Source organism: Paraburkholderia sp. D1E, from assembly GCF_052682275.1.
The window spans coordinates 5,575,658-5,593,523 of the sequence record NZ_JBQYMB010000001.1 but is presented as its reverse complement, the minus strand read 5'-3'; the positions used below and the strand labels follow the sequence as shown (position 1 = coordinate 5,593,523).

Here is a 17,866-nt window from a genome sequence, read left to right as displayed (position 1 = left end):
CCTTTTTACTGCTTCTTTGCGTCCTTCAGACTGGCGTCGGCGTTCGCCTTGTCGGCATCGGCCTGGGCATCCGTTTTCTTCTTGTCGGCCTTGGCTTGCGCCACCGACGCCTTCTTGTCAGCCTTCGACTGTTCCTTGGCCGCCTTCTTGTCAGCGTGAGTCACCGGCGCGGCGGCCGGGTCGCTCGCCTGCGCGAATGCAACCGACGACAGGCAACCGGCAATGAGCGCGGCGTAAATCCGGTTCTTCATAGACATGGTGATGGTCATGCGATACCTCCGTACAACGGCATGCGGACAAATCAGGCAGTCTGCACGACGCCTGGTCCACTCCGCAGTAAAGTTGATTAAAGCGGACCGGCTGGAGCCGGCCGCGCCAGGTGCTGCGCCTTTGCACGACACCCGGTTAGCGGGGGGCGTGACTGCGGCCAACGCCACCGTCACGCCCGGCGCGTTAGAACTCAGGCTTAGTGCTTGACGTCGGCACCGTTGTCCTGGTCGGCTGCCTGGCCTTGCATGTTCATCTTCATTTCGTTGTTAGCAGTTTGCTTGTCAGCCTTCTGGTTGATCCTGGCATCACGCACCTGCTCCTTGTACTGCGACTTGGCAGCCTTTTTCTGTTGCGCCAACTCCGCCTTGGACGCCTTCTTAGACGCCTTGTATTCGGCATTAGCCTGCGCGTTGGCGTCGCGTTTCTGGACCAGCGGATCGGTCGAGCCCGATGCCGTCAGACGCGTCGGTGCCGGCGTCACCGGCTGCACACCCTGTGCGGCCGGCGCAACATCGGCGCCTTGGGTCTGGACCTGTGCCTGGCCGTTCATACCCGCGGCCGGTTGCGCGGTCTGCGCGACAGCAGCGGTAGCGGCAAAAGCAGTCAGGGCGGTACCGATCAGGAGTGTACGAATCTGGGTCATGGCTAAATCCTCTCTAGAGTTGTTGTGACACGGACGTCATATCCGGCGCGGCGTGCGTCATGCGTCTCTCGTCCGGTCTATTCGCCGCCGAAAAATCCAGCAGGCTTTCCTACAGAGCTGCACTTTACGAGTGAAGTTCGTGATATACGACCAGTGTTACGGAACGTTTCACTTTCTGACAACTGCATAACATCTGCTTGCAATCGCCTGATCGCAGCCCGGCGCCACGGGGACTTTCATTCGGGGCAAGCTTCTGGCTTATGATGCGAACCCTTTGCTTCAAGGTGCAAACGCCATGCCCAACCTCGATTTCACACTGACCGGCGACTACGTCGAACTGCACAATCTCCTGAAGATAACGGGGCTGGCAGACAGCGGCGGCTCGGCGAAAATGATGGTCGCGGACGGCGCAGTGACCGTCGACGGCCGGGTCGAAACGCGTAAAACCTGCAAAATTCGCGCGGGCCAGGTTGTGTTGCTCGGCGACACGCGAATCGCGGTGCACGAGGCTTGAGGCGCGGCCTCACCCCGATTCGCGGGAAACTCGCGGCCAAAGACATTGAGCCGAAGACAGGCTGCCAACGGTTCGTAATCCGAGACTTTGAGTCCGGAAACTCGGAGGACCGCACGCACCAAAATCGTGCCTCCTCCATCGACATCGCCGCGCCTAAGCAATAAGCTGTCAGTTTCGACAGACAAACAATCGGCTGACAGCCGCCCTACGCTTCCGGCGCGCCCCGCATTCCACCACCGGCCGCGCGAAAGCCTCGCGAGTCGTCCGGCTTGCGCCCGCCGCCACGCTGTCACCCCTTCCGCTTTCAAGCGCTCCATGACTCAATCCGGCTTCACCCGGGTGGCCGCCCGGCCGCCGACCCTTTCCCGCCACGCCGCCGACACCGCCCGGCTCGCCGCGCCGCTCGCCATCGCGCAACTTTCGCAAATGGCGATGGGCGTCACCGATACGATCCTGCTCGGCTCGCTCGGCCCTGACGCGCTCGCCGCCGGCGGCCTCGGCGCCAACCTGTTCTTCGTTGTGGTCACGTTGCTGCAAGGCGTGCTCACCTCCGTGAGCGTGAGCGTGTCGCATGCGCGCGGCGCGCAGGACGAAGGCCGGGTGCCGCATATCTACTGGACCGGCTTCGTGTTGTCGGTGCTGCTGTCGGTGCCGGCGTTCTTCCTGCTGTCGTTCGCCACGCCGGTCCTGCTGGCTTTCGGCGAACCCGCGCTGCTTGCGCACAACGTCGGTGAATACGCGGCAGTGCTGCGCTGGGGCTCGCTCGGCAGTCTGATCGGCGTCGGCCTGATGCGCTCGTTCCTGCCGGCCATCGGCGCGGCCAAGCGGCTCCTGTGGGTGTCGCTCGTTAGCGTGTTCGTCAACGGTTTTCTCAACTACGGGCTGATTCACGGCGTATACGGACTGCCTCGCTTAGGCTTTCTCGGTTCGGCGACGGCCACCTCGATCACGGTCTGGCTGAGCGCGCTCGTCCTGATGGCCTTGTTGCATCTGCGGCCACGCTATAGACATTTCGTCGTCGCGACACGGCCGAATGTGCCGTTGATGGGCGAGTTGTTCGGCATCGGCTGGCCGGTCGCGATCACCTACGGCGTCGAATCGACCCTGTTCCTCGCCACCGGCCTGATGGTCGGCCTGCTCGGCGAATCACAACTGGCCGCGCATCAGATCGCGTTGAACGTCGCCTCGGTGGCCTTCATGGTGCCGCTCGCGATCGGCCAGGCGGCCAATGTGCGAGTCGGCTACTGGTCCGGCGCCGGCCAGCCGCTCGCCGCGCGCCACGCGGGCTTCGTCGCGCTGGCGCTCGGCGTCGGCTTCATGACGCTGTCGGGCATCGTGCTGATCGCGGCGCCGCACTGGATCGTCGGCCTGTACCTGCATCTCGACGACCCGGTCAACGCAGCCACGGTTACGTTGGCGAGTTCGCTGCTCGGCGTGGCCGCACTCTTCCAGATCGTCGACGGCATGCAGACGGTAGCGTCAGGCTGCCTGCGCGGCCTGAAAGACACGCGCGTGCCGATGATTGCCGCAACCTTCGGATACTGGGTCATCGGCTTTCCGACCGGTTATGTGCTGGCATTTCATTTCGGACTGGGCGCGCGCGGCTTGTGGTGGGGGCTCGCCGCCGGCCTCGCGAGCGTCGCGCTGTTGATGACGCTGCGCTTTCACAAACTAAGCTTGCGGCGCGTGCCGGTCACGCCCGGCGCGCCGCCTGCCCCGTCGGCATGAGCCAGGCAAAGCACAGATGACTGGTTGGTTGCACGCGCAACCAACGTTCCCCGGTAAACGCGCCGTGAACGGTAAAATGTGTGCTTTGGCAAAAATCGCGCGCACCCGCGTGAGCCGATTCGCGCACCTCACAAAGGCCCGCGCCGCCCCACGGCCCAACACCCGCCGCCAGGGCCTGCCGCTCCTCGCGAGCGGCGCCCCGGGTATGCATCGCTCACCGCGCCATGCCGCTCGACCGACCTTCAATTCTCGCCATAAAACATAAACAAGGACCACCCGTCATGCTTGCCCGCGTCACCCGTTTATTTCCGCTCTGGGCCGTGCTCGTTTCGATTGCCGCGTACTTCTCGCCCGTTTCGTTCGCCGGTATTGCGCCCCACGTCACCACCCTCCTGACGATCATCATGCTGGCGATGGGCGTCACGCTATCGGCGGCCGATTTCCAGCGCGTCTTCACGCGACCCGCGCCGGTGATCGCCGGCATCGTGCTGCATTACCTCGTGATGCCGCTGGCAGCGTGGGCAATCGCCAAGGCGCTGCGCATGCCGCCGGATCTGACGGCCGGCATGGTGCTGGTGGGTAGCGTGGCAAGCGGCACGGCGTCGAACGTCATGATCTATCTGGCGCGCGGTGACGTAGCGCTGTCAGTGACGATCAGCGCGTTGTCGACGCTGGTCGGCGTGTTCGCGACACCGCTGCTCACGCGCCTTTACGTGGACGCATCCATCGTTGTCGACGTGCACGGCATGCTGATGAGCATCCTGCAAATCGTCGCGTTGCCGATCGTGGTCGGCCTGGTCGTCAACCATTTGTTCAACAAGACGGTCCGCAAGGTCGAGCCGATTTTGCCGCTGATCTCGATGGTTGCGATTCTGCTGATCATCGGCGCGGTGGTGGGCGGCACGCAGAAGAGCATCGCGTCGGTGGGTCTCGTGGTGATGCTGGGTGTGGTGCTGCACAACGGCATCGGTCTGCTCGGCGGCTACTGGGGCGGTCGTCTGCTCGGCTTCGACGAAGCTGTCTGCCGCACGCTCGCTATCGAAGTGGGCATGCAAAACTCCGGCCTCGCAGCGACGCTCGGCAAACTGTATTTCACGCCGATTGCAGCGTTGCCAGGCGCGTTGTTTTCGGTGTGGCATAACCTGTCCGGCTCGCTGCTCGCGGGTTATTGGGCAGGACGTCCCGCGAAAGGGTCCACGCATCCGGATGGCGAGCGCGTATTGAACGCCGAACGCGGATAATCATCATCGAGTAGTCGTCAAGCGCCGCGGGTCGAAGGCTTTCTGCCCTGACGAGCGGCATCTGTCTGCACGCCTGAGGCGTGCGGACAGAAAGCGTCGTGCAGGCAATCAAACCGCGCCATAGTCATGCGCGAGAACGAAAGCTCACACGCCTGATTCCCCTTAGAATGCATTTCTCGACAGAGTGAACACGCCACACGCGCTGTCGCAATGAAAAGCTTGCAAACAGGGAGATACAGCGTGTCGTGGCATCAAGACCAAAATCAAAATCAGACCGCACTGCACAGCAAATGCGCGTTCAACTCGCTTCGGAGGACGTCACTCGCCCGGAAGAGAGCCGGCCGCCTTAAAGGTAGCCCACCGTGCCCAAGCAAGTCGCGCGCCCCGAACGAAGTCCCCTTGAGAGATGGGTGGCTGAGGCGATTGTGGAATTGGCAGACGACGAGACATTTCTTCCTGCTGTGCTGCGCAACGGCATTTTTGACCGCTTGCGCGACCCGGCCTCCCGCCACTGCGTTCGACCGTCAGGTCACCCATGCACTGCCCGCCACTGAAATAACGCCGCTTCGCACGGCCCTGGCGCCGCCCGAAGCGGCGCATCCAAGCGAGTCCGGTTTCCGGGTACTGTCGAGCGGCACCGACGCCTTGCAGATGCGCATTGCGCTCGCGCGTGCCGCGACGAAAACCCTCGACATGCAGTACTACATCGCCAACGAGGACACCACCGGCAAGCTGCTGCTCGGCGCCGCGCTCTACGCGGCCGATCACGGCGTGCGCGTGCGCATGCTGGTCGACGATCTGAACTTCAAGGACATCGACCAGGTGATGGCGGGTCTGAACTCGCACGAGAACATCGAGATCCGCGTCTTCAATCCGTTCGGCAGCGCGCAGGAAGGCATGTTCGAACGCACGACGAACGTGTTCACGCAAATCGGCCATTTCACGCGCCGCATGCACAACAAGTCGATGATCACCGATAACCAGTTGGCCATCGTCGGCGGCCGCAACCTCGGCGACGAATATTTCAGCGCCAGCGAAACGCTGCAGTTCCGCGATCTCGACGTGCTGGCCGCCGGTCCGGTCGTCGCCGATGTCTCCGCCAGTTTCGACGACTACTGGAACAGCAGCATCGCCTATCCGCTGCGGGTACTGAACAAACAGAAATTCGATGCGAAAGTGCTCGACCAGACGCGTGACGATTTACGCCAGCACTGGCGCACCAACGCCGACCCATACAACGCGAAACCGCTGAACGCGACACCGCTCGCCTTGCAGATTGCCAGGGATCAACTCGGCCTGACGTGGGCGCCGGCCGAATTCAAGGCAGACCTGCCAGAGAAAATCGTCCATCCGTCGGCGGACTACGTCAGTCCGCCGATGCAGCGATTGGCGGAGCTGATGCATGACGCGCAGAAAGATTTTCTGATCATTTCGCCTTACTTCGTACCACACGAGTCCGGTGTCAAGGCAGCGGGCGAACTGACGCATCGTGGGGTACGCATCGCCGTGCTGACCAACTCGCTCGCCGCGACCGACGCGGTGGCCGTGCAAGCCGGCTACAGTCCATTCCGCGTGCCGCTGCTGCAACAGGGTGTGGAGCTGTATGAATTCAAGCCGCAGCAGAGCACGTCGCGCGTCGGTCTCACCGGATCTCGCTCGCGAGCCAGCCTGCACGCGAAAACCTATGTTGTCGACCACAAGATTCTGGTGATCGGCTCGATGAATCTCGATCCGCGCTCGGCCAATCTGAACACCGAGCAGACACTGGTCATTCATAGCCCGCCGCTCGCCGAACAGGTCGCGCAGATCTTCGAACGCGCCATCGCGCCCGAAGCAAGCTACCGGGTCACGCTCGCCGATCCGGCGCAACTCGCGTATCTGCGCTCGATCGGCGCGCCCCTCTCGCCGCTCGTCTGGACCGATGTAGAAAACGGTACGCGCCGCACCTATATCTTCGATCCGCAAGCGGGTTTTTACCGGAATGCGCTAACGGGTCTATTCTCCTTATTGCCTGTCAACGCAGAACTTTGAGAAGCGGAGTTGAACCATGACTGAAGACGTACGAATGGAGCGCGACACGTTCGGCGAGATCGCCGTGCCGAACGCTCGTTTGTGGGGCGCGCAGACCCAGCGCTCGCTGCAAAATTTCCGCATTTCGTCTGAAAAACAATCGCCCGAACTGATCACCGCGCTGGCCGTCATCAAGCGCGCCGCCGCCGAGGTCAACCAGGGTCTGGGCGTGCTCGACGAGAACAAGGCGAAGGCGATCATGCAAGCGGCCGATGAGATCATCGACGGCAAGCACCCCGAGGAATTTCCGCTCGCGGTCTGGCAAACCGGCTCCGGCACGCAGACCAATATGAACCTCAACGAGGTGATTGCGAATCGCGCGAGCGAGCTGCTTGGCGGCGAGCGTGGCGAAGCGCGCAAAGTGCATCCGAACGACGACGTGAATCGCGGCCAGTCGTCGAACGACGTGTTTCCGACAGCGATGCACGTAGCCACCGCCTATGGGATCGTCAAGCATCTGCTGCCCGCGCTGAAGGCGCTGCGCGATACGCTCGACGGCAAGGCAAAAGCCTTCGCCGACATCGTCAAGATCGGCCGTACGCACCTGCAGGATGCCACGCCGCTTACGCTTGGCCAGGAGTTTTCAGGCTACGTCGCGCAACTCGATCACGGCATCCGTCATGTGGAATCGGCGCTGCCGCATCTGTACGAACTCGCACAGGGCGGGACGGCGGTCGGCACCGGGTTGAATGCGCACCCGCAGTTCGCCGGCAAGGTCGCAGCGGCGATCGGCAAACTGACCGGCTTGCCGTTCGTCTCGGCGCCCAACAAATTCGAAGTGATGGCCGCAGCCGATGCGCTGGTGTTCGCGCACGGCGCGTTGAAGACTGTGGCGGTGAGCCTGAACAAGATCGCCAACGACATCCGCTGGCTTGCGAGCGGTCCGCGTTGCGGACTCGGCGAACTGTCGATTCCCGAAAACGAGCCGGGCAGCTCGATCATGCCGGGCAAGGTCAATCCGACGCAATCCGAAGCCTTGACGATGCTATGTTCACAGGTGTTCGGCAACGACGTCGCGGTGAATATCGGCGGCGCGAGCGGCAACTTCGAATTGAACGTGTTCCGGCCGATGATTGCGCACAACGTGCTGCAATCGATCCGTCTGCTCGCCGACGGCGCGCACAGTTTCAACGACAACTGTGCGGTGGGTATCGAGCCGAATAGCGAGCGCATCGATACCTTGCTTAACGAATCGCTGATGCTGGTGACGGCGCTCAATCCGCACATCGGCTACGACAAGGCCGCGCAGATTGCGAAGAAAGCGCACAAGGAAGGCACCACGCTGAAAGCGTCGGCGCTGGCGCTCGGCTATGTCACCGAGCAGCAGTTCGACGAATGGGTGCGGCCGAAGGATATGGTCGGGCATTCGGCGGGGTGATTCCGCATGGAGCGGCGCTAAAGCAGGCGCCGCTTAAACCTTCCCCTGCGCCACTTCGTCCGGCTTCAACTCGACGATCGCGTCGAGCGCTTCCTTCACATCCATCGCGTACTTGGCAAGGCGCTTCTGCTCATCCGTTTCCGGCACGAACGCCGGCACCGGCACCGGGTGACCGTTCTCGTTGACGGCAACCATCACGACGAGGCAATCGGTGGTTTGCAGCAGCTCGCCGCCCTTCGGATCGCCCGCCTGCACCGACACATGGATGTGCATGCTGGTGCGGCCGGTCGCCACGACTCGCGCGCGCAGTTCGACCAGGTTGCCGACCAGAATCGGCCGGCGGAAGCGGATATTGCCCACGCTGACCGTCACGCAATAGCGCCCGGACCACACCGCCGAGCACGCATACGCGGTCTCGTCGATCCACTTCATCAACGCGCCCCCATGCACCTTGCCGCCGAAGTTGACCGAGCTGGGCTCAGCGAGAAAACGGAAAGTGGTTTCGGAACGGTCCAACGGCGCTAAGGCAGGGGTGCTCATCTTGACTCCGGTCAATCGGATGCATTTAAAGGAGGCGATTATACGAGCGCAATATTGACTCCGTCGCGAGTCGGGTGGGGTTATCTTGCCGAATTTCGGCCAGGATGCCCGCTATGCTTTCGACCAGCTTTCGCTCATGAACTCGCCTCCGCAGACGCAGAGGCCGGCGCGTGCCGTGGCACGACTGCTGATTCAAAACGCTCCCGATACTCGAGCGGCAACACGCCGAAGCGGCGCACAAAGGCGCGCCGCAAGTTCTGCTCGCTACCGAAGCCGCAATCGAGCGCAATCCGCTTGAGTGGCCGGCGCGACTCCGCCAGCACCCGCGCGGCCGCCTCCAGACGCAATGCCGACACCGTTTTAGCGGGCGTGCGGCCGACTTCGTCGACGTAGCGTCGTGCGAAAGTCCGCGGACTCATCTGCGCACGGTCAGCCAGCCGTTCGACCGACAGGTCGTCGCGCAAATGAGCCGCCATCCAGCTATGCAGCGCCTCGAACGGCCCACCCGCCGAAGCCTGGGCTGCCAGCGCCGCGCTGAATTGCGATTGCCCGCCGGGCCGCTTCATGAAAACGACCAGCCGCCGCGCCGCCTGCATCGCGACCGCGTGACCGACATCTTCTTCGATCAGCGCCAGCGCCAGATCGATGCCCGCCGTCACGCCCGCCGATGTCCAGACGACACTATCCTTTTCATCCCGGCCCGCGTCGCGGATGAAGATCGGATCGGCGTCGACCCGCACCTTGGGGAAACGGCGTGCGAGATGCGGCGCGTCCCGCCAATGGGTAGTCGCGCGGCGGCCGTCGAGGAGGCCCGCCGCTGCCAGATAGAAAGCGCCCGTGCAGACCGAGCACACGCGCCGCGCCTGTGGCGCACGCCGCCTGATCCACGCGACGAGTTCCGGCTGCAACGTGCAATGTTCGTCGACCGGAACGCCAGGGACGATCAGCGTGTCGATCGGCTGGTCGTCGAGCGAATCGAGCCGTTCGGTCACGACCGGCAGACCCGGGAAGGTTTGCAATACGCCACCGTCGATGGACGCGACGGTTGTGCGATAGGCGATCGGCTCTGGGGCTCTTCTGTTTGTGCCAGGTGGTCCGCCTGGTCCACCCGATCCGCCCACGCCGTCAACCCGGCCGACACCGGCCGGGTTGACGGCACAGTCAGAAACAGCAGAACGTCCCCCTGCGCCCACCTCGGCCGCCATGGTCAATTCAGCGCGCCAGAAGGCCTCGAGCGGCCCGCATGCATCGAGCAGCACGAGCTCAGGCGCCACCGCAAAAACGATATGACGTGCAGCCATCAGGACATCACCTCCGCGGATTGCCGCTTGCTCCACCACGCATATCCAAGCGTGGCCAACGCCGCTATTCCGAGCGGCGGAAAGATCGCGGCATTGATCGTCGTCCAGCCGAAACGCGCCAGCAATTGCCCGGCGAACAGCGAGCCCAGCGCGGAAAACGCAAAGGTCGTGAATTCGCTGGTTGCCTGCGTCTTGGCCCGCTCGGACGGCCGGTACGATTGCGCGAGCAGCGTCGAGCCGCCGACGAACATGAAATTCCAGCCGACACCCAGGCAGGCGAGCGCCGCATAGAAGTGCGGCAGATCGGTCGAGCGCAACGCCAGCACACCGCACAGCGCCGACAGCGCGATCCCCACACCGATCACCGGCAGCACGCCGAAGCGCCTGATCAGCCGCGCGGAAAATAGCGACGGCGCGAACATGCCGACCAGGTGCCATTGAATGATCGCGGCGCCGTCGCCAATCGTATGGCCGCACGCGACCGCGGCGATGGGCGTCGCTGTCATCACGAACATCATCACGGCGTAGCCGAGCGCGTTGTTGGCGAGCGCCGCGGCAAAGATCGGCTGGCGAACGATTTCGCCAAGCGGCCGGGCCGGTCCGTCAGTCACGGCCGCGTGCACGGACGGCGCGGCGTCGCGATACAACAGCGCCAGCATGACAATCGATACGAGTCCGAACCCGGTGACAAGCGCGTAGGAGCCGGCAAACGCGACCGGCGCGAGCCAGTCCTTGCTCCACGCGGCGAGAAGCGGCCCGCAAACGGCTGCCACTACGCCGCCGGTAAGCACCGTCGAAATCGCGCGGCTTTTGCCCTCGATCCCCACGGCATCGGCGGCCGCCAAGCGGTAGTACTGCGCGAACGCCTGAAACACGCCGACCGTCGCCGTGCCGGCGCAGAACGCCCAGAAGCTGTGGTGAAAGATTGCCCATACCGAGATGGCCCCGCCCAGCGCACCAACACCCGCGCCGAGCACGAAACCCGCGCGCCGGCCAATGCGCGCCATCAGGAACGACGCGAAGATGGTAGTCAGCGCAGCAGCGACGGTGATCAGCGAGAACGGCAGCGTCGCAAGCGCCTTGTCGTCGGCAAGCGTGTAGCCGACCAGACCGGTCAAGGTCAGATCAATCGAGACAGATGAGGTGTAGAGCGCCTGGCAAACCGCCAGCACGCGCGCGGCGCGGCGGCCATGCGGATCGGAATCATCGGAGCCGGTTTGACTCGCGGCAAAAGAGGCCACACCGGAGGAAGCTACGGAGGCAGTTGTGGGGCCAGCGCTAGAGGCAGAGGAAGCGGGGGACGGCGGCATCGATAAGCCTCGGGCGGCGAAAGTGACGATGCCCAGATCGTCACATGGCCGGTGATGGCAGGAATGACAATGATGCATCAATTCCAGCCACCCGCCACGCTCACCCATCCGAAAAAGCGGCCGTGCCTGCTTCGGGCTTACTTGCGAACCGTAATGCCCTCGTCGATCGTGCCGTACATCGTGATGCTGCCCGTGCCTGCACCCGAGCCCGGAGCGGAACCGCTCTGCGCGCACGCACTGAACAGCAGAACCGCGGCAGTGGCGGCAAGAAAGAATTTCATGAGAGCGTGTTCCCGCAAAGACAGGCTTCGATTCTAGCCTGGCGGCCCGGCGCGACGCCAAAGCGACGCCGACGCGTCCCGAAGCACCGGGGCACCGGGGCACCGGGCATCCGGGCACCGAAGCGCCCCCCCGAAGCACCAAAGCACCAAAGCACCAAAGCACCAAAGCACCAAAGCACGCACCAGCCTGCCCTGGCCGCCGGGTTTTCGTAGCCACTACATTCGACAATTCACGCTAAGCTGAAACATCGAATGCGACAGCCAGATACAGTGGATTGCATGGCGCCCTGCCCGCGCCACCAACCGGAGACGCCTGATGCCCGCCAACCTCGCAGACGAACACAACCATTTCCCAGGCCTGAGCCGTATCGGTGCGCTGCTTTCCGACCCCGGCCGCGCCGCGATGCTGTGGGCGCTGATGGACGGCAGCGCCCGCCCGGCCGGTGAACTAACGATGATTGCCGGGCTCTCGCCGTCGGCGGCCAGCGCCCATCTGGCGCGTTTGACCGACGGCGGCCTGCTCGCGCTCGAAGTGCGCGGCCGGCATCGCTACTTCCGGATCGCCTCGCCGGATATCGCCGCGTCCATCGAAGCGCTCGCCAACGTCGCGCAGGTCAGCGCGCCGCAACGGACCGTACCGCGTCCGGCGCGCACCGTGCCCGTCGACATGCGCTACGCCCGCACCTGCTACGACCATATGGCGGGCGAATTGTCGGTGCAAGTGTTCGAGCGGCTGGTCGAGCGCGGCCTGCTGACGCTGCACGGCTCGTCGCTCGAAGCGACTGCCGACGGCGCCGCCCGCTTCGCCGATTGGGGCATCGACATGTCCGCCCAGAAGAGCCGCCGGCGCCGCTTCGCCTGCACCTGTCCCGACTGGAGCGAACGGCGTCCGCATCTGGGCGGCGCGCTCGGTGCCGCGCTGCTCGATTCGTGGTCCGCTAATGGTTGGGTCGAGCGCACCGAGCGTCCGCGAATCTTGCGCATCACACCGGCAGGCCACCGCCATTTCGACGCGCTTCTCGCCGCCTGAGCCGCGCTTAAGCGCTTGATGCGATTACAGAATTTTCACAATCAACTTACGAAATGCCTTATCGAGACCTTTTGTTACACGCTCGTCAGAGGGCCTTACAAAAGTGGGGGCCTTGAAACAAACCGTGAGGGTAGAGTGGCTCTCACGGACACGGCACAATGCCGCGTCCGTCGGAGATAAATCATGAGAACAGTGACCACACCCCAACATTCGAAACGCCGGATCACCGGCTACACGCTCATCGCCGCCGCGGCATTCCTGTTCGCGGCGCAAGCCACCTTTGCGCAGGAAGCCGAACAGGCGCCGCCGGGCGCGGCTTCCCAGAACACCGATCCGCCTGGGCGCGTTGCGCGTCTGAACTATACGGCTGGCGCCGTGACCACCGAGCCGGCAGGCGCAACCGACTGGTCGTACGCACAGATCAATCGCCCGCTCACCACCGGCGATCAGTTGTGGAACGATCAGAACGCGCGCTCCGAACTGCATATCGGCTCGACCGCGGTACGCCTCGGCCAGTCCACCAGCCTCGACCTGCTCAATCTCGATGACAACAGCGCGCAACTCAAGGTCGCGCAGGGTACGTTGTCGGCGCGAGTGCGCGAACTGGCGCCCGGCGCCTCCTATGAAATCGACACACCGAATCTGGCGCTCGGCCTGAACGGCCCCGGCGACTATCGCGTCGACGTCGCCCCGGACGGCACCACCACCACCGTCACCGTGCGCAGCGGCAGCGCGACCGTGTATGGCGACAGTGGCCAGGTGCCGGTCGCCGCCGGCCAGCAGATCCGCTTTGCCGGCACCAACCTGCAACAGGTCGCCGACAACGGCGCGCCCGGCCTCGACGGCTTCGATCAATGGGCGGCAAGCCGCGACGCAGCGGAAGACCGCTCGGTGTCGGCGCGCTACGTGTCGCGCGACATCCCCGGCTATCAGGATCTCGACGCCAACGGTACGTGGCGCAGCAGCCCTCAGTACGGTGAAGTGTGGGTGCCGCGTGCAACCCCTGCCGGCTGGGCGCCTTATCACGACGGCCACTGGGTGTGGCAAGCGCCGTGGGGCTGGACCTGGGTCGACGACCAACCGTGGGGCTTCGCGCCTTACCACTATGGCCGCTGGGCCCAGGTCGACGACGACTGGGCGTGGGTACCGGGACCGGTCGTGGTCAGCGAACCGCCCGTCTACGCACCGGCGCTCGTCGCCTTCGTGGGCGGCGGTGGCGGCGGAGTCGACTGGGGGGTGAGCCTGGCGATCGGCGGCGCGGTTGCGGCCGGTGTCGCGTGGTTCCCGCTGGGCCCGGGCGAACCGTGGCACCCGCACTGGGGTGATCACGATCACTGGAGCCCGGGTTACTACAATCGCGTCAATAACACGACGGTCGTCAACAACTACAACCGCAACGTGACAAATGTGAATGTGACCAACATTCACAACACGTACATCAACTATCGGCCGGGCGGCGTGACCGCGGTGCCGGCAACGGCTTTCGTGCATGGCCAGTCGACCGCACGCTTCGCGCAGAAGGTCAATCCGCAACAGTGGCGCAATGCACAGATCAATCCGGGCGGCCCGGGGATCGCGCCGGTGAAGGAAAGCTTCGGACCGGGCCTGCGTAACGCGAACTACCGTCCGCCGAGCGGCGTGATGGCGCGTCCGGTCGTCGCCACGCGCAGTCCGGCCGTGCCGGCCGCATACCACGACAGCCTCGCGCAGCGCTTTGCGCAGAGTGGCGGACGGGTGCCGGGCGCGGGCGAGCCGATCGTGCGAACCTCGGTACCGGCTCACATGGCAGGCGGTCCGGGGGGCATGCCGGCGCAGAACGTGCGGGTCGTACAGTCGCATATGGCCGGGCGGACGCCGGGTGCAGCGCCGGGTGCGCCGGGTATGCCTAACGGCATGCAGCAGGCCGGCCAACGGCCCGGCGAAGCGCCGCTGAACGGTCAACCGCAGCGTGGCGGCGAACCGCAAGCGCGAGCGGGCATGCCGCCGCAAATGGCTAACCTGCGCCAGCAACCCGCCGAGGCAGCTCATCCGTCCAACGGCGTACCGCGTCCGCCGCAAGCGAACGGCGCCAACCCGAACGCTTATGCGCAGCAGCACGGCGCGCCGGCGCAAGCGGGTCAGCAACCAGGCGCGGAAGGCCGGCACGAGCCTGCATGGACGCAGCCGCACACGCCGATGGCCCAACAGCCGCAGCAACGTAGCGCCCCGCAGGAACAGGCACGCCAGCCGGGGGCGCGTCCTGAGCAGCAGCAACAGGCTCAGCGTCAACCGGAAGCGCAACCGCAGCGCATGCCTGAAGCACACGCGCAGCCGCAAGAGCCCCGGCCGCAACCGATGCAGCAGGCGCAGCAGCAACCGCGTCAGGAATATCGTCCGCAGCCGCAACAGGCACAGCAGCCACGTCCTGAGCCGCGTCCGCAGCAGGTGCAGCAGCCACGTCCCGAGCCGCGTCCACAACAGGCGCAGCAACCGCGTCCCGAGCCGCGTCCGCAACAGGCGCAGCAGCCACGTCCCGAGCCGCGTCCGCAACAGGTGCAGCAACCACGTCCGCAACCGCAACAGCAGCGTGCGGAACAGCCGCGTCCCCAGCCGCAACCGCAGCACGCCGAGCAGCATTCGAGCGGCGGCAATCGTGACGAGCATCACAAAGGCTAAAGATTACGCGCGCAGCTAGATGCGCTGACAACCTGATGGCCGGAAGTCAGCAAGAAAAAACCCCCGCGATTCGCATCGCGGGGGTTTTTCTTTGAGCAGGCTACGAGCAGACGCTCAGACCGCCATCGGCGCCGTCAGCGGCTCGTGGTGCCGGTAGCCGGTCAACGAGAAGTCCGACGGCTCGATTTTCTCGAGCCATTCCGGCTCATATACGCCGGTTTTCGCATAGTCCGGCACACGGTCCGCGATCGCGAAGGCCGGGCTTTCGTACGGCTCGCGCGTGAGCTGTTGTTGCAGCATATCGAGCTGGTTCTCGTAGATGTGCGCGTCGCCGATGAAGTAGGTGAACCAGCGCGGCGTATAACCCGTCAGACGGCCAACCAGATGCAGCAAGGCCGCACCTTCGGTCAGATTGAACGGCGTACCGAGGCCGACATCGTTGCTGCGAATGTACAAACACAGCGAAATTTCACGGCGCGTGACGTTCGGCAGGAACTGATAAAGCAGGTGGCAAGCCGGCAGCGCGATCTGGTCCAGCACTGCGGGGTTCCAGGCATGAAACAAAATTCGCCGGTCGGCGGGGTTCTGCATGATCGTGTCGAGACACTGCCGCAACTGATCGATCGCCTTGTACAGCAGTACCTTGGCGCTGCCGTCCTCCTCGAATTCCGTCACCACCTGGAAGCCACGCGCTGTGGCGTCGGCGAGCTGCGCGCTCGCGCCGGCGTCCAGCACCTTGTAGGCCGGCCACTGGCGCCACTGCACGCCATATACGTCGCCGAGATCGTCCGTGCCCTGGCGATACGGATTGGCAAGCCATTGCGGGTTCTGGTTAGCGTTCGCGTCCCACACCTTACAGCCCAGATCGCGAAAGTCCGCGGCACTGCGCGAGGCGCGCAGAAACCCGACCAGTTCACCCACCGCCGATTTGAACGCCAGTTTTTTCGTAGTGACCGCGGGAAAGCCCTGCTGGAGGTCGAAGCGCAACATGGCGCCAGGCATGCTGATGGTGCGGATGCCGGTGCGGTTCTCCTGCCACGTGCCGGTGTCGAGAATCGTGCGGACGAGGTCGAGGTATTGTTTCATGCGGGTTCCTTCGACGAAGCGCGCTCCTGGTCAGGAGCTGGCGCCACGGAGATTGAGCGGAAAACCCGATTTTAACAAGCGCAGACGGACGGCGCCCGGTCGAGGCACGCGGTAGAGAAAATATCGGTAGGAAAGCGTGTCAGAGATGCGGCACGGAAGCCGGCAAGTCGCTATGCGGTGCGCTCAGCGGTTCGCCTTCCATATGGCGCATGCCGTGTGAGCACAACAGGCGGTACAACGTCACGCGTGAAATGCCGAGTTCCTGCGCGGCGTCGCCGAGACGGCCGCGATGACGCAGGAGGGCCAGCTCGATTGCCTGACGTTCGGCCGCTTCGCGCGCCTGCGCGAGCGACACCGGCACGATTTCGACATACTCGGCCAGTTCGAGGTCGCGCGCCGTAATCGCACGCCCTTCCGACATCACGATGGCGCGCCGCACGCGATTGATCAACTCACGCACATTGCCCGGCCAGCCGTAGTTGTGCAGCGCCGCGATGGCGTCGGGCGCAAAGCCGCGCAAGCGGCGGCTTGCATCTTTCTTGAAACGTTCCAGCATGTGCCGCGCAAGCAGTTCGATATCCTTACCACGTGCGCGCAACGGCGGTTCGTCGATTTGCAGCACGCACAGGCGGTGATACAGATCAGAGCGGAACCGCCCTTCGATCATCGCGGACGTCATATCCACGTGAGTTGCCGAAATAATACGCACGTCGACGTCGATCGAACCGTGGCCACCCAGCCGCTCCACTTTACGTTCCTGCAGGAAGCGCAGCAGGCTCGCCTGGCTTTCGAGCGGCAGATCGCCGATTTCATCGAGAAACAGCGTGCCGCCGTTGGCCGCTTCCACGCGGCCGATCTTGCGCTGATTCGCGCCGGTGAACGCCCCGCGTTCATAGCCGAATAGTTCGGATTGCAACAGGTGTGGCGGAATCGCGCCGCAGTTGATCGGCACAAAAGGCGCATTGCGGCGCGCCGAGCGTTCGTGGATCGCGACCGCGGTCAATTCCTTGCCGGTGCCCGATTCGCCTGAAATAAACACCGGCGCATCGGTCATCGCCACCTTACGGATCGAACGGAACAGCGCGAGCATCGCGTCGCACGAGCCGACCATTTCGCCTTCAGCGCCTTGCGATGCATCGTTCGATGCCGGCTCACCGAGCGAGATCATGCCGTATGCATGACCGACCGAATCGACGATCCTGTCGCCCGAGTAAGGCACCGTTACATAGTCGAAACAATAGTCCCGCACGAGCCGGCGCAACGCCGCGTCCTGCAATTGTCCGGGCGTGGTGGCTGCGACCCAGCCGACGTTCGGCATGGTCAGGCAGGACTCGAAGGCGGCAATTTCGTGTGGCTGAAAATCGCTAGACAGATCGAGCAAGCCGCCCGCCGCCATTCCGGCGCGAACAGCACGGCGCACATCGCGCGCCGACCCCACGACTTCGACATGCCAGCCGCGCTGATGGAAGCGGGTATTCAGCTCCGCGCTCGGATCACGTGAAACGTAAATCAGTTGCCGCGTTGCGGGTTCCATTATTCAGATCCTCTCGTCAACGAACGTTAAGGATGACGCACGCACCTGAACCGGAGTTCAGACACGCTGACTCGTTCGGGATTCGCGAAATAGCAAAACCCGAACGGCCATTCCATTCCGTGCGGACAGCTGATCCCCAAGAAAGCGGCGTGTGTGTTTGAGACGGCCCGTTAGCGGGCTTTTTTAAATCTGAAGCTGTTTTCGAGAGCTTACTATACGCGCGTCAGTTGGAAAACAATTATGCGAATTTAATCGGGGACCCCTTTCCCAGCAAGGCCAAGCGGC

15 protein-coding genes are annotated in these 17,866 nt (G+C 64.0%); 7 read left to right on the top strand and 8 right to left on the bottom strand.

What is annotated here, in order from left to right; all coding sequences use genetic code 11:
- Nucleotides 1-5: 5 nt before the first annotated feature.
- Together ACUN0E_RS25190 and ACUN0E_RS25185 are read right to left on the bottom strand one after the other, a co-directional pair.
- A complete protein-coding gene (locus tag ACUN0E_RS25190; RefSeq protein WP_445568294.1) occupies nucleotides 6-269 on the bottom strand; it encodes a hypothetical protein in 264 nt (87 codons plus the stop codon).
- Between the two features lie 197 nt (nucleotides 270-466).
- Entirely contained in the window at nucleotides 467-913 is a 447-nt protein-coding gene (locus ACUN0E_RS25185) for a hypothetical protein (RefSeq protein WP_445568293.1), read from the bottom strand.
- A 295-nt stretch (nucleotides 914-1,208) separates the two neighbouring features.
- Between ACUN0E_RS25185 and ACUN0E_RS25180 the strand changes: the two genes are divergently transcribed.
- The 5 genes from ACUN0E_RS25180 to fumC all read left to right on the top strand — a co-directional run bounded on the left by ACUN0E_RS25180 (nucleotide 1,209) and on the right by fumC (nucleotide 7,844).
- Nucleotides 1,209-1,427: an RNA-binding S4 domain-containing protein gene (locus ACUN0E_RS25180; RefSeq protein WP_011489423.1), complete on the top strand. Its 219-nt coding sequence runs from the start codon at nucleotides 1,209-1,211 to the stop codon at nucleotides 1,425-1,427.
- A 315-nt stretch (nucleotides 1,428-1,742) separates the two neighbouring features.
- On the top strand, nucleotides 1,743-3,155 hold the full coding sequence (locus ACUN0E_RS25175; RefSeq protein WP_445568292.1) for an MATE family efflux transporter: 1,413 nt from the start codon (nucleotides 1,743-1,745) through the stop codon (nucleotides 3,153-3,155).
- 281 nt (nucleotides 3,156-3,436) lie between these two features.
- Nucleotides 3,437-4,396: a ketopantoate/pantoate/pantothenate transporter PanS gene (gene panS, locus ACUN0E_RS25170; RefSeq protein ID WP_445568291.1), complete on the top strand. Its 960-nt coding sequence runs from the start codon at nucleotides 3,437-3,439 to the stop codon at nucleotides 4,394-4,396.
- A gap of 423 nt (nucleotides 4,397-4,819) precedes the next feature.
- A complete protein-coding gene (locus ACUN0E_RS25165) occupies nucleotides 4,820-6,427 on the top strand; it encodes a phospholipase D family protein (protein ID WP_445568290.1) in 1,608 nt (535 codons plus the stop codon).
- 16 nt (nucleotides 6,428-6,443) lie between these two features.
- The gene (gene fumC / locus ACUN0E_RS25160) at nucleotides 6,444-7,844 is read left to right on the top strand and encodes a class II fumarate hydratase (protein WP_445568289.1); all 1,401 of its coding nucleotides are present in this window, start codon (nucleotides 6,444-6,446) and stop codon (nucleotides 7,842-7,844) included.
- A 33-nt stretch (nucleotides 7,845-7,877) separates the two neighbouring features.
- On the opposite strand, the gene ACUN0E_RS25155 is transcribed toward fumC, so the two are convergent.
- From ACUN0E_RS25155 to ACUN0E_RS25140, 4 genes are all read right to left on the bottom strand, one after another.
- Nucleotides 7,878-8,384, bottom strand: a complete 507-nt coding sequence (locus ACUN0E_RS25155) for an acyl-CoA thioesterase (RefSeq protein ID WP_408222278.1) — start codon at nucleotides 8,382-8,384, stop codon at nucleotides 7,878-7,880.
- 134 nt (nucleotides 8,385-8,518) lie between these two features.
- The gene (locus ACUN0E_RS25150; protein ID WP_445568288.1) at nucleotides 8,519-9,685 is read right to left on the bottom strand and encodes a GlxA family transcriptional regulator; all 1,167 of its coding nucleotides are present in this window, start codon (nucleotides 9,683-9,685) and stop codon (nucleotides 8,519-8,521) included.
- Entirely contained in the window at nucleotides 9,685-10,995 is a 1,311-nt protein-coding gene (locus tag ACUN0E_RS25145) for an MFS transporter (RefSeq protein WP_445568287.1), read from the bottom strand. Before ACUN0E_RS25145 ends, ACUN0E_RS25150 begins: the two co-directional genes overlap by 1 nt.
- A 137-nt stretch (nucleotides 10,996-11,132) precedes the next feature.
- Complete coding sequence (locus ACUN0E_RS25140; protein WP_408222284.1) at nucleotides 11,133-11,276, bottom strand: hypothetical protein; 144 nt, start codon at nucleotides 11,274-11,276, stop codon at nucleotides 11,133-11,135.
- Between the two features lie 316 nt (nucleotides 11,277-11,592).
- Here ACUN0E_RS25140 and ACUN0E_RS25135 point away from each other — a divergent pair, with 316 nt between their 5' ends.
- Nucleotides 11,593-12,306: an ArsR/SmtB family transcription factor gene (locus ACUN0E_RS25135; RefSeq protein ID WP_408222286.1), complete on the top strand. Its 714-nt coding sequence runs from the start codon at nucleotides 11,593-11,595 to the stop codon at nucleotides 12,304-12,306.
- 183 nt (nucleotides 12,307-12,489) lie between these two features.
- Nucleotides 12,490-14,961 carry a DUF6600 domain-containing protein gene (locus ACUN0E_RS25130; RefSeq protein ID WP_445568286.1) on the top strand — a complete coding sequence of 824 codons (2,472 nt, stop codon included), beginning with the start codon at nucleotides 12,490-12,492 and terminating at the stop codon, nucleotides 14,959-14,961.
- A 114-nt stretch (nucleotides 14,962-15,075) separates the two neighbouring features.
- On the opposite strand, the gene ACUN0E_RS25125 is transcribed toward ACUN0E_RS25130, so the two are convergent.
- Nucleotides 15,076-16,047, bottom strand: a complete 972-nt coding sequence (locus ACUN0E_RS25125) for a thymidylate synthase (protein ID WP_408222290.1) — start codon at nucleotides 16,045-16,047, stop codon at nucleotides 15,076-15,078.
- 139 nt (nucleotides 16,048-16,186) lie between these two features.
- Complete coding sequence (locus ACUN0E_RS25120) at nucleotides 16,187-17,581, bottom strand: sigma-54 dependent transcriptional regulator (protein WP_408206190.1); 1,395 nt, start codon at nucleotides 17,579-17,581, stop codon at nucleotides 16,187-16,189.
- Nucleotides 17,582-17,866: the final 285 nt, after the last annotated feature.

Coding starts and splice junctions, on each gene's coding strand:
- ACUN0E_RS25155 (WP_408222278.1), bottom strand. CDS start 8,384: ATGAGCACCCCTGCCTTAGCGCCGTTGGACCGTTCCGAAACCACTTTC.
- ACUN0E_RS25120 (WP_408206190.1), bottom strand. CDS start 17,581: ATGGAACCCGCAACGCGGCAACTGATTTACGTTTCACGTGATCCGAGC.
- ACUN0E_RS25190 (WP_445568294.1), bottom strand. CDS start 269: ATGACCATCACCATGTCTATGAAGAACCGGATTTACGCCGCGCTCATT.
- ACUN0E_RS25145 (WP_445568287.1), bottom strand. CDS start 10,995: ATGCCGCCGTCCCCCGCTTCCTCTGCCTCTAGCGCTGGCCCCACAACT.
- ACUN0E_RS25125 (WP_408222290.1), bottom strand. CDS start 16,047: ATGAAACAATACCTCGACCTCGTCCGCACGATTCTCGACACCGGCACG.
- ACUN0E_RS25180 (WP_011489423.1), top strand. CDS start 1,209: ATGCCCAACCTCGATTTCACACTGACCGGCGACTACGTCGAACTGCAC.
- panS (WP_445568291.1), top strand. CDS start 3,437: ATGCTTGCCCGCGTCACCCGTTTATTTCCGCTCTGGGCCGTGCTCGTT.
- ACUN0E_RS25135 (WP_408222286.1), top strand. CDS start 11,593: ATGCCCGCCAACCTCGCAGACGAACACAACCATTTCCCAGGCCTGAGC.
- ACUN0E_RS25140 (WP_408222284.1), bottom strand. CDS start 11,276: ATGAAATTCTTTCTTGCCGCCACTGCCGCGGTTCTGCTGTTCAGTGCG.
- ACUN0E_RS25150 (WP_445568288.1), bottom strand. CDS start 9,685: ATGGCTGCACGTCATATCGTTTTTGCGGTGGCGCCTGAGCTCGTGCTG.
- ACUN0E_RS25175 (WP_445568292.1), top strand. CDS start 1,743: ATGACTCAATCCGGCTTCACCCGGGTGGCCGCCCGGCCGCCGACCCTT.
- ACUN0E_RS25130 (WP_445568286.1), top strand. CDS start 12,490: ATGAGAACAGTGACCACACCCCAACATTCGAAACGCCGGATCACCGGC.
- fumC (WP_445568289.1), top strand. CDS start 6,444: ATGACTGAAGACGTACGAATGGAGCGCGACACGTTCGGCGAGATCGCC.
- ACUN0E_RS25185 (WP_445568293.1), bottom strand. CDS start 913: ATGACCCAGATTCGTACACTCCTGATCGGTACCGCCCTGACTGCTTTT.